The sequence below is a fragment of the Legionella nautarum genome, assembly GCF_001467895.1.
Lineage (GTDB): Bacteria > Pseudomonadota > Gammaproteobacteria > Legionellales > Legionellaceae > Tatlockia > Tatlockia nautarum.
The window spans coordinates 39137-57036 of the sequence record NZ_LNYO01000005.1 but is presented as its reverse complement, the minus strand read 5'-3'; the positions used below and the strand labels follow the sequence as shown (position 1 = coordinate 57036).

Here is a 17900-nt window from a genome sequence, read left to right as displayed (position 1 = left end):
TGCCTACCTGCAGTACAATGACGAACTCTATCTTATAATAGGACAGCGCATTGAATAAGGAAATCAAGCCCTTTGCTCGCTTGAAGCTCAACGCCCTAAGTGAGATTTTCTTAAAATCATTTCTCTTAGTGATCATCGTCAGCGTTTTTGTGCCCTTTTCACCCAAAATGCCAGCCCCAGGTCTTGATCCCTCCTGGGCTCTCGGCTTGAATCAAGCATTGGCTCAGGGCCTGGCTTTTGGTAAAGACATCGTTTTTACTCTCGGTCCTTATTCTGCAATCTATACCAAAGCTTATCACCCAAGCACTGATTTGATGATGATGAGTGGTAGTTTTTATTTGGCTCTTTCCTATTGGATTTGTTTTCTCTTTTTAATGAGAGGAATTAAATGGCATTGGACTCTGCTCTTTTGCGGCCTACTGGTAACTATGATTTATGTGCGGGATTCCTTATTGTTCTCTTACCCCTTACTGGTAGCTTTAGCTTGTTTCAAAATAAATGCTTGTGAAAAACCAGTGGGTTTAACACACAGTGTCTATTTGGCTTTGTTCTTTGCTCCTTTTGGTTTATTCCCTTTAATTAAAGGCTCCCTACTTATCTTATGTGTATTCACTGCCCTTCTTTGCGCAGGGTATTTTTTAATCAATAAAAAAAATCAATTTGCCCTTATTTGCCTTCTTTCACCCCTTGTCTCATTAGAACTATTTTGGCTCACCGCAGGACAATCCACGAGTCATTTATTGGCCTATTTAACAAGTACTATTGCTCTCGCTTCTAGTTTCACGGAAGCCATGTCAGTCGGCGGTATTCCTAATGAAATTATTTTATATCTTGTGAATTCTGCGCTCATTTTTCTCTTTATTGCCTCGAGGAAACAACTCCCAACGAACGCTCGCTTATTCATTTTAGGAATTTTTTTTATCTTCTTATTCCTTTCTTTTAAAACAGGCTTCACTCGTCACTATGGACATGCATTCATCGCAAGCTCCTCTATTCTCATTGCTGCTTTGACCCTTCCTTTCCTGTTTAATTCTAAGTTAACGCTCTTTCTTATTCTCTTTTCGCTGAATACTTGGTCTTATATCAACAGCCATTACACGCATATTTCAATTGCTAATAATTTCAAATCCACTTACACAGCAGCCTGGTTTGGCCTTGAACATCGAATTAAGTCCCCCAATAGTTTTAAGCAGGATTTTGAGCTCGCAATGAATTTTCTGCAACAACGTGAACCTTTTCCTTCCTTATCAGGAACTACAGACATCTATTCTTCTAATCAATCCTATTTGATTGCTTCCCCCAATACCTGGTCACCCCGTCCTATCTTTCAAAGCTATTCTGTGTTTTCTGCCAATTTTGCGGAAAAAAATAGAAGGCATTTATTGGGGGGCAACAGGCCGGATCATATTATTTTTAGAATAGAACCGATTGATGAAAGAATCCCCTCTCTAGAAGACGGATCGAGCTGGCCCTTATTAATTGCCAATTATCAACCTATTGGTTTTAAAAATGATTTCTTATTCTTACAAAAAAAGAACTCGATTGTCGAAAACCCTACGCAATTATTAGTCAGTGAACGGCATTTTATAGGGGAGAACGTAGAACTTCCTAAGACGACGCACCCTTTGTTTGCTGAAATTGATATTAAATCAACGCTGGGAGGACAGTTAGCTATTCTTTTCTTCAAACCTGTTCCCTTACAAATCAGTTTCGAGCTTCAAAATGGCATGAAAAAGCAATACCGCTTTATTAGGAATATGGCAAAATCAGGCTTTCTTTTATCACCATTGATAGAAAATACCGTTGAATTTGCCTTATTATATGAGCAAGCGGATGAATTGGATGCCAAAGCGGTGAAATCATTTCAAATTTCATTCGACCAAGGCCAAGCCTGGCAATGGGCTCAAGAATATGTTGTGCATTTCAAAACGCTAAACTCTATACAAACGAGCTAAGCTATTAACGATAAACTAGCCGATCTCATCTTTAGTTATCGTGCAAAATCCAGGCATTTCACCTTCAGTAACACCGGCAATCAGTTGATGGGTTCTTTTTTCTCTAGCCAAGGCATCCTGGAAAATGAGACGTATTTTTGGCGAAGGAATCCCAATGCGCCAAATTCCTTCTTGTTTTGTTTCTTTAACAGACACAAACTGAGACATAGTGGTAGCTGCACCCTGCCCATCACGCCAACCCGCTATAGCTCCTCTTAAAGCATCAGGTTCCTGTAAATTGACGGCATAAAAACCAGATCCGTCATTAAATTGGCATAAAACACCGGTCAATGGATGTAAACTTTCTTGAGGTTTACTTACCCTCACTTGCTTAAACCAGGCTTTAGCTGCGGTAACAAATTGATCTTTTGCACCATCGCCTGTTTGTAAATGGCCATTTAAACGACCTGTTTGATTAATAAGTAACTCAACCCCAGAGCGCAAATCTTGGCTAACTGGTGTACTAATCGCTTGACCTAACATATCAACTTTAAAATTAAATCCTTTGTTTGCATTAGTTTTCACACCAAAAACCCAGCTATTATTGATCGGATTAAACTGCATAAAAGCTTTACCGACTCGCCAATTTTTAGCATCAGGCTTTTCAACCACCGCGTTACTTTCTTCAAACAAGAGTACTTCTTTGCTTTGATTATCAATGAGGGTAGCTGCAGCATAAAATTGCGTGTTTTTACGTTGCATTTGGAAATAATAATTGTAGTGCTCACCGCTTTCGTTAGTCACTATACCGGAGAATACCCAATAAGCTTCCGAAGCATTGTTTATCGCTAGATTATTTTCAACCGTTTGCGAATCAATTTTTATTGGGTTAGCTGATTCCGCAGCACAAATACTTGCTGTGAGAAAAACAAAGCTTCCAATTAACTTGCGCAATCCTATTTGTCTCATTTCAAATGTAACCCTGTAGTTGTTCATGTGACCATAGCGCTTGCCAAAATGCGTTGCTTAATTTTGCCTCTACAGGTAAAAAATACCAAGAGTCAGCTGCAAAAGATTGGCATTTAACCGCATCCTTTTCTGTCATTACTACGGCTTTTGCTACGAACTGTAATTCCTTTGCCTGGAAATGATGATGATCCGGAAAAGGATATTTTATTATTGCTAATCCCATATTTTGCAAGCTATTAAAAAAACGTTGCGGATGACCTATTGCTGCAACAGCCGCTACTGGCGACGGCAAACTCTGAGCCAAAATTTCTCGCCCCGTTACAAGCTGCGTTAACTTGCCCGGTTGTAAACTCATCCGATGTGCATTTGGCCATTCACCATCGTTTACCACAATGAAATCGCTTTTTTGCAAACGTCCGGCACTTTCGCGCAATGGTCCTGCCGGCAAGCATAACCCATTTCCTAATTGACGCAAGCCATCGATCACCACAATCTCAATCGCTCGTCCCATAGCATAGTGCTGCAAGCCATCGTCACTGAGGATAATTTGACTTTGGTGCTTATCCAACAAATACTGCACTGCCTGCACGCGCTTAGGCGCAATAACCACGGGACAGCCTGTTTTTTTTGCTATTAACAAAGGCTCATCGCCAACCCAATTCGCTGCATCATTAAGAGAAACCTCGTGGGGAAATTGCTTAAGCGACGCCCCATAACCCCGACTAACAATTCCAACACGCAAACCCTTCGCTTGTAGTTGCTTTGCTAAAGCAATAACCAAAGGTGTTTTTCCCACACCGCCTACGGTCAAGTTACCTACTACAATGATAGGGACTGGAAATTGTAGTTGATGAAACCGTTGTAAATAAATACGACGAAGTTTAGTAATAACCGCATAAACTAGGGCAAAGGGCCAAAGCACCCAGCGTAAAGGGTGTTTTTTATACCATAATTTATCGATATTGAATAAGCTCATGCAATAACTTCTTCGTGGTCGACACCTAATTTCTGAACTCGATACAATTGAGCATAATGTCCATCTACGTTCAGTAATTGTTGATGCGTACCCTGCTCAACAACATGCCCTTGATTCATCACAATAATTTTATTAGCTCTTTTAATTGTAGACAAGCGATGAGCAATGACTAAAGTGGTCCGCGTTTGCATGATTTGCTCCAAAGCCGCTTGAATATAGCGTTCTGATTCGCTGTCCAAGGCAGAGGTTGCTTCATCCAGAATGAGAATCGGCGCATCTTTTAAAATAGCTCGCGCAATTGCGATACGCTGTCTCTGGCCACCGGACAAGAGAACACCATTTTCACCCACACGCGTGTCATAGCCATCAGGTAATCGTCTTATGAATTCATCTGCAAAAGCAAAGCTCGCCGCTTGCTCGATTTGTTCGCGGCTGACATCAAAACGGCCATAAGCAATATTATTTGCCAAACTATCGTTAAATAGGGTGACATTCTGACTCACTAAGGCAATTTGCTTTCGCAAACTGTCTAAAGCCATTTCACTAATTGGTTCACCATCTAAAGTAATACGGCCTTTTTTGAGTTCATAAAATCGAGGTAACAAGCTGGCAACGGTCGTCTTACCGCTGCCAGAATGGCCTACTAAAGCGACTGTTTCACCGGCTGCGATGTTAAAACTCACCTCATGCAATACAGCTTGGCCTTGTCGATACGCATAGCTAACCTGCTCAAAGGCGATAGCGCCTTTTGCTTTCTTCGTGAGTTGCTTACCTTTTTTGCTTTCGACGGGCTTATCAAGCAAATCAAATACACTCTCGGCACCGGCTAAACCACGTTGAATCTGGGCATTCAAGGTGGTTAAAGTTTTCATCGGTTTAATGAGCTGCAGCATCGCCGCGATAATGGCAAGAAAGGAACCTGCTGTAATGGTAATGACGGTTGCTAACTGAATAGCCGCTAAAATAATGACCGCGATTCCCACAGCAATAACAAATTGCACTCCCGAAACGTTAATCGCTTTTGAGACAGCTACTTTCATGTCATTTTTTCGGGAAATCTCGGTGGCTCGATCGAATTTCTCAATCTCATGTTGCTCGCCACCAAAAATACGCACGACGCGATATCCGTCTATCACTTCACCAGCAATTTCAGTCACCTCACCCATCGATTTTTGTACTTTATGACTAATACGGCGCACCCGTTTATTGGTGTAAGCCACTATGAAGCCAACAAAAGGAATCGTTAATAGAAACATAAGCGATAACTGCCAGCAAATCACAAACATGACAGTGAGCAAACCGATGACTAAGCAGGTGTTTTGCACAAAATCAGTTAAAGCATCAGCACTCACTTGCGCTACTTGCTCCACATCGTAAAGAATTTTAGAAAGCAGCTGTCCAGAAGTCGCTTCGTCGTAATAATCGGCAGGTAATTTAACAATATGAGAAAAAACGCGCTGGCGCAGCACTTTGACCACTGAACGGGCTACCCAGGTCATACAATAACTACCCAAGGAACTGACTAATCCGCGCACTGTGATCCCTATTAATACGATAAAAGGAATTTTTTTAACGAAATCCAGATCAATATGGATAAACCCTTTATCAAGGAAAGGCCGCATCATGTAGGTAAAACCAGCATCAATGATGGAGTAAAGAATATTAGCAAAAATACCCAGTAACAGGACAGGCCAAAACGGTTTAACATAAGACAGCAGCCGCCGATACAGCGGGCCAGTTTTGCCAAGAGGCTTCTTATTCATTAGTATGCGATTTAGGTTGGCATAAGGTGGGCTGAATTGTAACGCTAAATATAGCTACACGCCAAGTTCTCTAGTGAAAATTGACCGATCTTTAAAGACTGCTTTGGCCTGTCTGCCACGACAGCACCTTTATTTGTCACTGTTGTAAACTTTGGCACAACTCAGCAACCAAGCCTGGTCCTCGATAAATCAAACCGCTATAAACTTGCAGCAACTGGGCACCGGCCTTTATTTTCTCTTGAGCGGCCATCGGGCTATCTATACCTCCTACACCAATTAGAGTCACCTCATTCCCTACCACCTGCTTGAGTATCCGCAAACATTGCGTCGAACGCTGCGCCAAAGGACGGCCACTTAAGCCACCCTGCTCGGTTCCGTGAGGTAAAGAAGAGACGCTATCGCGTGCACAAGTCGTATTCGTTGCGATAATGCCTGCAATCCCTAACTCGACAATCACTTCAGCCATTTGTTTCAAGGTTTCATCGGATTCATCGGGAGAGAGTTTTATCACTAAAGGCACTGCACGTTGATGATTATCTGATAGGCGTTTTTGCTCTTCACATAATTGACTAAGCAGATCGCGAAAAAATTTTCCTTGCTGTAATAAACGTAAATCTGGCGTATTGGGAGAAGAAATATTGATAGTGATATAGGACGCATATTCATAAACTTTCTTTAAACAATGCACATAATCGTCTGCTGCCCTTGTTAACGGCGTATCTTTATTTTTACCGATATTAATTCCCAAAATGCCACGATAATTTGCTTTGCTCACATTGCGAATCAACGCATCAACACCCAAATTATTAAAGCCCATGCGGTTGATAATTGCAGCCGCTTGAGGTAAGCGGAAAAGGCGTGGTTTAGGGTTGCCTATCTGTGGGTAGGGAGTGACCGTACCTAATTCTATAAAAGAAAATCCAATTTTGCTTAAAGCGTCAAGGTGGTCTCCATTTTTATCTAAGCCAGCCGCTAAGCCAATAGGATGAGGAAATCTTAAACCCATGGCAGTTAAATCTTGGCCGACAGGTTGTTTAAAGCAGAATTTAGGCATCCAATCTAAGATCGATAAGGAAAGACTATGCGCTTTTTCTTCATCCAGCCTAAACAGTAAAGGACGAACTAGTGAATACATAACAAACTCCTGCCATTACCCCAAAAAGATGAACGACAGAGTTTACTGATAAGCAAGCAAAATTCGAAGAGGAATTAAGTAAAAAAACTATAAATTGCGAATAAGATATTGACAAATGATCAAAAAGATCGTTGCATAAGACATTATCACTCTAGTTTTTGCAAAATTTTGTAAAAACTGTGATTTAATACATCCTAAAAGTATAAAATTTGCAATGAATGCAGGATTGGAGGTCTTTAAATTAGCCAACAATAGCCAGGATTAACTTAAACACTGATGTAGGATTTAGCAATAAAATGAGATAACAGAGGTTAGAAACCGATTTTACGAGTTTTAAAGCATTTCTTGTCGTTAGGATAAAGCGTCGCAAAATGGCGCTCTTAGTTTAAAAGTTACTCGGACTTATTTGAGCTAACATAAGGAATATGTTATGTCAGATACTGCAAAGGGAATTAGAGAAGCACTCGAGTTAGATAGAGCAAATTTATCTACTGAAGAGAATGCACCGGATATTCAAGAAAGGCTCGAAGCGTTAAAGCTTGAGCTCGAAGCACTTCATACAAGCATAGAAAATCTACTTCTGAATAATTCGCTATTATTACCTTCTGTGATTGCCCTTAGACAATCTATTGAGGAAAAAGAAGGGATTGATTTACTGAGTTACTACGGCCTCCTTAAAACCTTTACCTCTTCCGAGTTATCAACGACTTTGCAAGATACCTTATTGTTAAAAATGGACACCTTAGACGGCTATCTTTCTTCGTTAATCAACCAATCTAGGCTTGAATTATATTCATTACGGAACCCTTCGGAAGAAATTACCCCAGTGGTTAGGCAAATAACCGCAAGTTTTATCGAGATGCATCTCACTATTTTTAGAAATCTTTTGAACAAACAAGTTCACAATGAGCAACAACTCAAATTTCTGACTAAAAAAATAGATGTGCTGAAAACAAAAGTGGGGGAAATAGAAAAACTGAATATTTTAGAATTCATTTCTCATATTGAATGGCGCTTATCGCGAAATTTGCACCCCCAATTGCTAAGCCCAATGTTTGCTTTCTTTGGAAAGGGAAAAACCAACAAAAAGTTGGTCCACGAAATGAATAATCTTTATCAAGATTTACACAGTAAACCCTTTACTAAGCAAGCGTTAATTGGTTCGCTTTATCTAACCAAAGAACGTTTTGTGGTCTTACTTCATAAACCCTTATGTGATTTGATTACAAAGCAAATCAATCAATTCCTTCAATTCACTCCCACTTCTGAATATCAACGCGCAAACTGCGTGCGGCTTTTTGAAGAACAAGCGAAGACTCTGGGCGTGATCTGGCCAGATACTCAATCCACAACAGCAAAACAGCCTTCCAGCGAACCTCTGGGATATAAAGCAATCGAAGACGATTTTATGGATGCCGTAGTGGGTGCAGCTCCTGCTGCATAAGGTTTAAATCAGGACGTAGGTCGGGCCCAGGCCCGACCGACCCTTGAGCTTACTATAAAGAAGGCTCATCTCTTTCTTCAGCATTCCTGTTTTCTAAATCATCAACCTTTTTAGCAGTGGAAGCTGCTAAACTGGGTCGAGATGCCGTCCGAGGGGTGCTAAAAAAAGGTAATGGCGGCCTCGAAGAATTTGTAGAATGAGTCGAGGTATTAGTCGAAGTTTCATTTTCCTTTTCCTCAGATCTAGCCGCGCTAGCTACGGGGGTGCTAGCGCTTGGCGCTGCGTTAGCTCTGCTGGCAAACATGCCATTTCGGCCAGGTGACGCCCTTCCTTCTGAGGTTTCTTTTCTTCTGCGTTTAGTTTCGTTTTTGAATCCAGAATGGTCTTGAGGAGCCTTTTTTGATTTCCTTTTGCGTAAGGCTCGTTTTTCAGCTTCTTCTTGCTTAGCTTTCTCAGCTTCTTCCTGCTGAGCCTTAGCTTCAGAGAAGCCTTTTTTATAAGCCTCCTCATAAATTTTCTTAATATTTCTTTTTTGTTTGTGTTTCAAACCCGCATAGGCCTCTAAATTAATCTCGTCCGGGGTGAGTTGTATCCTTTTAGGAAGCTGAGGTTCCTGTCCCTGTTTTTGCTGGTTAGTATAATAACACCACCCTCTTTTTTGTCCTGCAGCTTTAAATTGTATTTCTAATGCTGTAAATCGAGGGCGATCATAGTTTGTCTCTGTTGCTTCTAATTCTTTTCCTAACCCAATTTCAGCTTTTAGTCCTTTTATAATTTTACTGCGATTTCTGGTTGTATTATTTTGAATTTGGGTTTGAGAGAGTTTACTCGCATGGTCAATTAAATTTGATTTATTAATTCGAGGCCGCTTTAGCACCTCATCGTTTAGATGGATGATATTCCTTATGTCCAAGAGGGTATCACCCTGGTCTATCATTTTATAAATCACTTCCTCTAAATCAATGTAGGGCAGTAAACTATTTGGTAGCACGGAATCTCTAATAAGCGAAGTGAAACGCTCGACGATATAAGACAAATAGATATCTCTATTAGGACGCTCCAGTATCTTTTGTACAATGGCTGTCTTTTTCTCTCTCAGAGCAGAAATAAAGATATCTAAACTAACGTCAACAGAGGGATCTTGGACCAAAAGCTCTATACAAGGATTGTCGAACAAAGTTCGACTATGCGTGCTCGCCCCTAAAGAGGTTATAAACTCATTAGCGCTAATCCTATAGGCAGTTGCCACCGCGCTGTCATTTGCCCTGTTTGAGGATAACTTTTCAAATAAGGATAGATTACCCGCCCAGAAGATAGCAGAGAATACCTGCTGTAAATCAATCTCTTGCGATTCAAGCATATAGTTTATAAGGCCAATTCGGCCACCGCGTACAGCAGAAAAAAGTATTTCTGATATTAGCTTCTGAGCGAAACTCCTATCTAGGCTTCGGTAATAATTATGTTCAATAAATGATCGAAAAATATCAATACACCCTCCTTTTCCAACGGAAAGGGCAATCCAATAGTATTCAGTACTCGATGTGTTAAGAAATAAATTGTCTTTGAGAAGCCCTTTAAAAAGCTCTACATGACCTATTTCGGCGGCGAGCGTGAACAGTGAAACGCCTGAAAAAGGGAGGTGGCAAATAGTTCGATAATTGCGCCTCGAGGTAGGACTGTCTGTGGTCAATTGATCACACAAGACCTGCCAATAAATAACACTATCATCTTTTTGTTTTATTTGCTCCTCATTAACCAGCGGTTCTTGCCTAAGTTGCTCGAGTTCTAAGTTTATTTCTTTAACTGCAATGGCATAGAAATGATCTAAAATAGCTTGATTTCTTACTCGAGCCGCTGTTTTAAGTAAGAGAAAATCATTAGCTAGTAAATCATTTCTGGATATATTAAGCGTTTTAAGAGTATCGAGATCAGCTCTTAAAATAAGCGTAATACTTTTTCTTATTAAGGGAGTGGTTACCCCATATTGCTCGAGGTAATGAGTTTTGAAAGCAGTTTTCCAGCTATAATCTACAAGTGCTAAGTTGGGCTTTTCTTCAGGGAAAAAGGTTTCGAATAAATTTTTCCATATATAATCATCATTTGCTAACCGATTTAACCCCCGATTAGCCTGTTGCATTTTAATAAGAGATGCCGGATCCACATAAGTTAGAATTGAAAATAAAACTTCCTCAGGTAAAGGAGGAACTTTTTGCAAACTGTAGTCGTTAATAGCACAGGGGCGGCGCCCTTCTAAGATATCCACTGCCATTTCTAACTGATAACCAGCATTCCACAAGGCGTCAAGAGCATAAGCAGCAGCATTTGGATCTTGAAAACCTTCAGATAGACTTCCTATTGCTCGTTGTAAGTGCTCAAGTATAGCTAATTTTAACGATTCATCTAGCAAACTTTGATCCACTAGCTGCCAGAGTTCATTTAAGTCATTGGCAAAATTTTGCCAATCAGTCTTTGTTAATAAATTTTGCTTCGCAGGTTCAAAATTTTTTTCTATTGTTTTAACTGTTTGAATAAGATACTGGTATTTTAATTGTTCGATAAACTGAGCGAAAACTATTGGATTAGAGCGGTCGAACTGCGGCGGCACCGTAATCAGTTGCTCTTCTAATAAATAATCTAGAAGGGCTATATGATCATAATAAGCTGCATAATAAGCGATTTGATTAAATTCTGTTGTGTCAGCAGCTTCTAAAGCTGTTTTTTGCAATAACTCTTGATACTGTAAAAAAAGAACTTTAAACATTTCAAGGTCTTTCTCTATAGCAGCTGAAGCTAATCCCTGCATAAAAGCATAAACTCCTTGTCGGACAATTTCCTTGGACTGAAGTCGTTCCTCTTCTGACTTTTTAGGATCACTTTGCTGCGTTTGATGAAACTCAAGGTATTGAAGTAACCTTTGAATAAAGTCTAAGCGATTTTTTTTAACCATGTAATCCAAGACAGTATCCCCATGGATATCGCTTTGAAGCAGGTTATGGTTTTTATGGTATAGAAGGGTTTCAAAAAGCTCTAAGTGGCCAAACTCGACAGCAATCATCGATAGGGTACGGCTTTGACAATCGATCTGATCAGCAGAACTACTGTCTTCTTCCTCAGTTCCATTTAAATAAGATTTAACCGTTTCAATTTGATTGCATACCGCAGCCCAGTGTAATATTGGAAGATTAGTCTGTTGATCATATTTAACAATAGTAAAATAATAATCCAAAATCCATTGTTTTTTTGCCACTGCTTGAATACGTTCAAAATGATTAGATTCGAGATCACTGCTTGTCAAATCAGATAACATGAGAAGACGCAATTCACCTAGTTCAAGTTCACGCTGATTTGCAGATAAATTCCACAGTTTTGAGCCCTCACTGTTTGCCTTTGCTTCGCCGCCATGCCCCTCTTCGCTTCTATCTCTCATCAGTTGCTCTTTTACAAAAAAAGATAATAATTTACCACAATGACAAAACAAAGTACATGTTACTCTGTTTTGCACTTCCTTTTGAAAATCTTAAATGGGTCTAGACCGAGAGATACTTTTAGACAATGGCAACAGTTCTTGAATCAAGCATTTCTTAAACTTGGCATTGCTGCGCCCAAACACGGAGCATGGCATTGCCACTAGGCTGCAAATGATAAGCGACTTCCCTGACTTCTGTGCCAAAATTATCTTGTTGTAACCCAAGCAGCACTGGTCCTAAAAAAGGTGAAGGTTGGTTATAACGGTCAATCAGAGGAAAGATACGCACCTCTTTTGCAATTCTGGCTAATTCTTTGATGACCTGCAAATGAAAATCAACATCCTGATCATCTAAATCAGCAAATAAATAATGAGAACTTAGGGCCAAATCAAAAGAAAAATCAGCAAAAGGTAGCGCATATTCACTGACAGCAATATAACGTTTCTCTTTTTTACCTTTTTCATAATCAGCAAAAAATTTAGCGATTCCTTCCTGCCTCTCATCGACTAATAATTGAGGACTACCATAACGGCTAAAATCAAATTTTTCCTGGTCTTTTAGCACCCTTGAAACCATGTCCGCAAAAACCAAAGTGACTTTGGTGTAAAGCGTATCTTTGTCCAAATTAAACAGCGGATCGCAGCTTATAATATTTTTCGTCGTTGCTGTTAATTCGGCGTTCACTGCAGAAGGTCCACAACCATACTCTACAATTCGAGCGTTCATATCCTCTTTGGATAAATCAAACATTTCCTGATATTCATCAGCATGGTGCCCCCAGAGTACGAGTTTACGCATGTTTTACTCCTTTCAACTTCAATTATTAGCCAAGCAAAGAAATTACTGTTGCAAGTTCAATTCGATTGGGTATAGTCTAGCCTATTTGCTTTAGTAACAGGAAGTCATCTATGCACACTGGTTTACAACAGCATTTGGGTGAAACTTATGACATGTTGCGCGACAGCGTTTACCATTTTGCCCAAAAAGAAATTGCACCTCTCGCCGCCCAAATTGATACTGACAATGCTTTCCCGAATCAATTATGGCGAAAATTAGGTGAGATGGGACTGCTAGGTATTACTGTGGGTGAAGAATACGGCGGAGCGAATATGGGTTATCTCGCCCATGTATTGGCAATGGAAGAAATATCACGTGCTTCAGCTTCAGTGGGCTTAAGCTATGGTGCTCATTCCAATCTCTGCGTCAATCAAATCTATCTAAACGGCAGCCCCGAGCAAAAACAACGTTATTTGCCTAAACTTATTAGTGGAGAATACATCGGCGCGCTAGCAATGAGCGAGTCTAACTCCGGTTCTGATGTGGTCAGTATGCAGCTGCAGGCTCAAGCTAAAGGGAACAAATTTATACTCAATGGCACCAAAATGTGGATCACCAATGGTCCCGATGCGGATGTGCTCGTTGTCTATGCCAAAACAGACAAGCAAGCTGAAAGCAAAGGAATTACTGCTTTTCTCATTGAGAAAGGATTGCCTGGTTTCCATACGGCCCAAAAACTAGATAAACTCGGTATGCGCGGTTCAAATACTTGCGAACTTGTCTTTGAAGATTGCGAAGTACCTGCCGAAAATGTCCTTGGCGAAATCAACAAAGGCGTCAAGGTCCTAATGAGCGGCCTTGATTACGAACGCACCGTACTTGCCGCAGGACCTATTGGTATTATGCAAGCTTGCATGGATGTGGTCTTACCCTACGTCCATGAACGCAAACAATTTAATCAAGCCATTGGTGAATTCCAATTCATCCAGGGTAAATTGGCCGATATGTACACTGAATTAAGTGCTTCACGTGCTTATCTCTACGCAGTCGCCCGCGCATGCGACCAAGCTAAAGTCAGTCGTAAAGATGCCGCCGGAGTAATTTTATATACTGCCGAAAGAGCAACACAAATGGCGCTACAAGCCATTCAAATTTTAGGCGGCAATGGATATATCAACGAATATCCAACAGGTCGCCTGTTACGTGATGCAAAGCTCTATGAAATTGGAGCAGGTACCTCTGAAATTAGACGAATGTTAATTGGACGTGAACTTTTTAAAGAAACTGCTTAAGGGAGAATGAACATGGAACCGAATGACATTGTAATTGTTGCAGCTAAAAGAACCCCCATGGGAAACATGATGGGTGCTTTATCTGCTTTATCTGCCCCAGAATTAGGTGCTGTTGCGCATCAAGCAGCAATTGCCCAAGCAAAAATTTCTCCTGCAGATATTGATGAAGTCATCAGTGGCTGCGTATTGCAAGCCGGTATTGGCCAAGCACCCGCCAGACAAGCTGCTATCAAAGCAGGGATCCCCAATTCTGCGAATGCCACAACGATTAATAAAATGTGCGGATCAGGGATGAAAGCGGTGATGTTAGCCCATGACCTACTCAAAGTAGGCTCTGCTAATGTGATTCTTGCCAGTGGCATGGAAAGCATGAGTAATGCGCCTTATTTATTAGCCAAGGCACGTGCTGGTTATCGTTTAGGACATGGCGAGCTTAAAGATCATATGTTTTTAGATGGTTTAGAAGATGCTTACGAGCGTGGCCAATTAATGGGTTGTTTTGCAGAAGCAACGGCTAGCCACTTCCAATTTTCTCGTCAGCAACAAGATGAGTATGCAACACGCTCCTTAACTCGTGCGCTACAAGCACAGCAAGATAATGCCTTTGCTGATGAAATTGCTCCGGTAGTTATCGCTGATCGTAAAGGCGAGATCATCGTCAAACAAGACGAAAGTCCTGACGCCAATAAGCTCGCTAAAATCAGCCAATTGCGTCCTGCTTTTAAAGCAGATGGTACAGTGACTGCCGCCAATTCAAGTTCCATTTCTGATGGTGCAGCGAGTCTAATTCTTATGACAGCCGCTAATGCGAAAAAGAGAGGATTATTACCTTTGGCCCGCATCATCGCTCACGCAAGCCATGCTCAAGCCCCGCAATGGTTTACTACTGCCCCAGTGGATGCAATGCGAAAAGTACTCGATAAAGCAGGTTGGCATCCCTCTGAAGTGGATTTGTATGAAATTAATGAAGCCTTTGCTGTAGTTGCAATGGCTGCCATTACTCAGCTTGAACTTGATCAGGACAAAGTAAATATTCACGGCGGCGCCTGTGCTTTAGGTCACCCAATTGGTGCTTCGGGTGCGCGAATTATTGTTACATTAATGCATGCATTGAAGCAAAAACAAAAATCACGCGGTGTTGCTTCTTTGTGTATTGGTGGAGGCGAAGCCACTGCCATTGCGATTGAAATGGTGTAGGTAAATAACCCGTTCGGACTGAGGAGGCACTTGCCGCCGTCTTGAAGTCTCACATCAGAACCAGCGAGGCTTCGAGACGGCTTACCGGCCTCCTCAGCCCGAACGGAGTCTAACGACTACGGCCCTCTTGGCCCAACCTACCTATCTAGATAAATTAAAATGGCAAAAAACCGCAATTGACCATATAAACTAATTTAAATTTCAACAACTAAGGGATGTACATGCTTAGACAAAGTCTTATCTACTTATTACTCAGTATTGTGGTTGTCGTTTTTGCTCGATTTGCTCACATGCTCATCGTCTATATCGATATGCTCTACGCCTTCATTAATATCAAATTAACGCCCATTTTTAGCCAAAGTGGTTTAGGTTTAGTGTTCCGAAAAGTGATTCTTCTAGTCGCTATACCGCTAATTATCGCGGCCATCCCTGCCCTTAGTTATCGCCTAGTCAAGGGAAAGGAAATGCCTTATTTTATTGAATTAACTTGGTGTTTGTGGCTTGTCATTGTATTAAGTAATGTATTGATACGTTTTTAAGGGTTATCCATGGCTAAACTCATCAGTCAGTTAAATCCCGCTAGTAATGAATTCAAAGAAAATCAAGCTCATATGCAAGATTTGCTTGAAGGCTTACAAGCTATCATTAGAAAAATCGCTGAAGGCGGCGATGAAAAAGCACGTCAGAGACATTTAAAGCATGGGAAATTACTCCCCCGCGAACGATTACAGCAATTACTCGATTCTGGCAGTCCTTTTCTCGAACTCTCGCAACTTGCAGCTTATCAAGTTTATGAAGATCCCGTCCCAGCCGCAGGAATTATTACTGGGATTGGCCAAGTTTCTGGCAGAGAGTGCATGATTGTCGTTAACGATGCGACGGTAAAAGGCGGAACCTATTACCCACTTACGGTTAAAAAACATTTGCGCGCCCAAGAAATAGCCAAAGCGAATTATTTACCTTGCATCTATCTCGTTGATTCCGGCGGTGCTTTTCTTCCAAGACAGGACGAAGTTTTTCCCGATCGCGATCATTTCGGCCGAATTTTTTATAATCAAGCCACTCTTTCCGCGGAAAATATACCGCAAATTGCTGTGGTTATGGGTTCATGTACTGCTGGCGGTGCTTACGTGCCTGCGATGGCTGATGAATCGATCATGGTGAAAAACCAAGCAACCATTTTCTTAGGCGGCCCACCGTTAGTGAAAGCAGCGACCGGTGAGGTGATTAGCGCGGAGGATTTAGGCGGAGCCGAGGTGCATTGTCGACAATCTGGCGTCGCGGATCATTATGCTGAAAATGATACCCATGCGCTGCATTTAGCGCGAATTGCTGTCAGCCATTTAAATCGCCAAAAGCCTCAAACATTGACACGTATCCCAAGCCGCGAACCGACTTATGAGGTCAAAGAACTCAATGGCATAATCCCTACCGATCCCCGTAAACCCTTTGATATTCGCGAAGTGATTGCACGCATCGTCGATGCCTCAGAATTTGATGAGTTCAAAGCACTTTATGGCACGACGCTCGTTTGCGGCTTCGCTCACCTTTTTGGTTATCCTGTAGGAATTATTGCCAACAATGGCATCTTATTTGGTGAAAGCGCACTAAAAGGTACTCACTTTATTGAACTATGCTGCCAACGTAAAATCCCGCTTATTTTTTTACAAAACATCACTGGGTTTATGGTGGGTAGTAAATACGAAACAGCTGGTATCGCTAAACACGGTGCGAAAATGGTAACCGCTGTGGCGAATGCGCAAGTTCCTAAATTTACCGTGATTGTTGGGGGTAGTTTTGGTGCGGGTAATTATGCCATGTGCGGACGCGCTTACGATCCACGGTTTTTATGGTCATGGCCAAACGCACGTATTTCAGTGATGGGGGGTGAACAAGCCGCCAATGTGCTCGCCCAAGTGAATCGTGATAAATACAGTAAACACGATAAAATCTGGCCAGCGGAAGAAGAAGAAACATTTAAAGCCGAATTACGTGCGCAATACGAAAGGCAAGGCAACCCCTATTATGCCAGCGCCAGATTATGGGATGATGGGGTTATCGCGCCTGAAGATACGCGTAAGATCTTGGGATTAAGCTTATCAGCCGCCTTAAACGCACCAATCGAAGCAACTCATTTTGGTGTCTTTCGCATGTAATAAGGGGAAACAATGAGTGATTTATTAAGCGAATTACAGGACCGTATTTTTATTATCACTTTAAATCGTGTGAATAAACATAATGCCTTTGATGACCATTTATTGGCTGCTCTGCAACAAACGCTTGATGAAGCCATCGCGAACACAGAAGTGCGCGTGATTATACTCAAATCAAACGGCAGACATTTTTCCGCCGGCGCTGATCTCGGCTGGATGCAGCGCATGGCAGAATTTAGTGAAGAAGAAAATATCAATGATGCCCTGGTGCTGGCCCGCGTGATGTACACGCTCAATCAAAGTCCTAAGCCAACCATTGCGATGGTGCAAGGCGCTGCCTTTGGCGGCGGCGCTGGTCTTGCTGCCGCCTGTGATCTTGCGATTGCCTCAACGACAGCCCGCTTTTGTTTTTCTGAAGTGAAACTCGGATTAATTCCAGCAGTCATCAGTCCCTATGTTGTCAAAGCAATCGGTGAGCGCGCCACGAAACATTTATTTATGACGGCAGAAACCTTTGATGGCGAAGAAGCTAAACGCTTACAACTCGTGCAACATTGTGTACCCGAAGAAGAACTTTGGCCTTTCACCTTCAATTATGCCAAACAAATCGCTAAACTTGCTCCGCAAGCGGTTAGTGCGTGTAAAACCTTGGTTGATGAAGTGTCCGGTAAAGCCATCGATGAAGTAATCATGCTGCGCACTGCTGCGCTGATTGCAAAAAAACGCGTCTCTGCCGAAGGTCAGCAAGGATTACATGCCTTTCTTAATAAAGAAACACCTAACTGGAACTAAG

General features: G+C 41.6%; 13 protein-coding genes. 7 read left to right on the top strand and 6 right to left on the bottom strand.

Going from position 1 to position 17900, the window contains the following annotated elements; all coding sequences use genetic code 11:
* Positions 1–50: 50 nt before the first annotated feature.
* Positions 51–1955, top strand: coding sequence for a hypothetical protein (locus Lnau_RS02380; RefSeq protein ID WP_058503557.1), 1905 nt, complete (start codon positions 51–53; stop codon positions 1953–1955).
* Between the two features lie 15 nt (positions 1956–1970).
* Here Lnau_RS02380 and Lnau_RS02375 read toward each other — a convergent pair whose 3' ends face one another.
* The 4 genes from Lnau_RS02375 to Lnau_RS02360 all read right to left on the bottom strand — a co-directional run bounded on the left by Lnau_RS02375 (position 1971) and on the right by Lnau_RS02360 (position 6777).
* Positions 1971–2903 carry a hypothetical protein gene (locus Lnau_RS02375; RefSeq protein ID WP_065240231.1) on the bottom strand — a complete coding sequence of 311 codons (933 nt, stop codon included), beginning with the start codon at positions 2901–2903 and terminating at the stop codon, positions 1971–1973.
* A gap of 1 nt (position 2904) precedes the next feature.
* Positions 2905–3879, bottom strand: coding sequence for a tetraacyldisaccharide 4'-kinase (lpxK, locus tag Lnau_RS02370; protein WP_058503556.1), 975 nt, complete (start codon positions 3877–3879; stop codon positions 2905–2907).
* Positions 3876–5642, bottom strand: a complete 1767-nt coding sequence (msbA, locus tag Lnau_RS02365) for a lipid A export permease/ATP-binding protein MsbA (protein WP_058503555.1) — start codon at positions 5640–5642, stop codon at positions 3876–3878. The genes lpxK and msbA overlap by 4 nt, the downstream gene beginning before the upstream one ends.
* Positions 5643–5778: 136 nt before the next feature.
* Positions 5779–6777 carry a quinone-dependent dihydroorotate dehydrogenase gene (locus tag Lnau_RS02360; protein ID WP_058503554.1) on the bottom strand — a complete coding sequence of 333 codons (999 nt, stop codon included), beginning with the start codon at positions 6775–6777 and terminating at the stop codon, positions 5779–5781.
* 430 nt (positions 6778–7207) lie between these two features.
* Between Lnau_RS02360 and Lnau_RS02355 the strand changes: the two genes are divergently transcribed.
* The gene (locus Lnau_RS02355; protein ID WP_058503553.1) at positions 7208–8221 is read left to right on the top strand and encodes a hypothetical protein; all 1014 of its coding nucleotides are present in this window, start codon (positions 7208–7210) and stop codon (positions 8219–8221) included.
* 52 nt (positions 8222–8273) lie between these two features.
* On the opposite strand, the gene Lnau_RS02350 is transcribed toward Lnau_RS02355, so the two are convergent.
* Complete coding sequence (locus tag Lnau_RS02350) at positions 8274–11648, bottom strand: ankyrin repeat domain-containing protein (RefSeq protein ID WP_058503552.1); 3375 nt, start codon at positions 11646–11648, stop codon at positions 8274–8276.
* 154 nt (positions 11649–11802) lie between these two features.
* On the bottom strand, positions 11803–12486 hold the full coding sequence (locus Lnau_RS02345) for a class I SAM-dependent methyltransferase (RefSeq protein ID WP_058503551.1): 684 nt from the start codon (positions 12484–12486) through the stop codon (positions 11803–11805).
* A 110-nt stretch (positions 12487–12596) separates the two neighbouring features.
* On the opposite strand from Lnau_RS02345, the gene Lnau_RS02340 reads away from it, so the two are divergent.
* The 5 genes from Lnau_RS02340 (at position 12597) to Lnau_RS02320 (ending at position 17899) form a co-directional block, all read left to right on the top strand.
* On the top strand, positions 12597–13757 hold the full coding sequence (locus Lnau_RS02340; protein ID WP_058503550.1) for an isovaleryl-CoA dehydrogenase: 1161 nt from the start codon (positions 12597–12599) through the stop codon (positions 13755–13757).
* A 12-nt stretch (positions 13758–13769) separates the two neighbouring features.
* Positions 13770–14954 carry a thiolase family protein gene (locus tag Lnau_RS02335; protein ID WP_058503549.1) on the top strand — a complete coding sequence of 395 codons (1185 nt, stop codon included), beginning with the start codon at positions 13770–13772 and terminating at the stop codon, positions 14952–14954.
* 221 nt (positions 14955–15175) lie between these two features.
* The gene (locus Lnau_RS02330; protein ID WP_058503548.1) at positions 15176–15493 is read left to right on the top strand and encodes a hypothetical protein; all 318 of its coding nucleotides are present in this window, start codon (positions 15176–15178) and stop codon (positions 15491–15493) included.
* Between the two features lie 9 nt (positions 15494–15502).
* The gene (locus tag Lnau_RS02325; protein WP_058503547.1) at positions 15503–17110 is read left to right on the top strand and encodes a carboxyl transferase domain-containing protein; all 1608 of its coding nucleotides are present in this window, start codon (positions 15503–15505) and stop codon (positions 17108–17110) included.
* Positions 17111–17122: 12 nt separating this feature from the next.
* Positions 17123–17899 (top strand): enoyl-CoA hydratase-related protein, encoded by a 777-nt coding sequence (locus Lnau_RS02320; RefSeq protein WP_058503546.1) that lies wholly within the window; start codon positions 17123–17125, stop codon positions 17897–17899.
* The last annotated feature ends 1 nt before the right edge of the window (position 17900 follow it).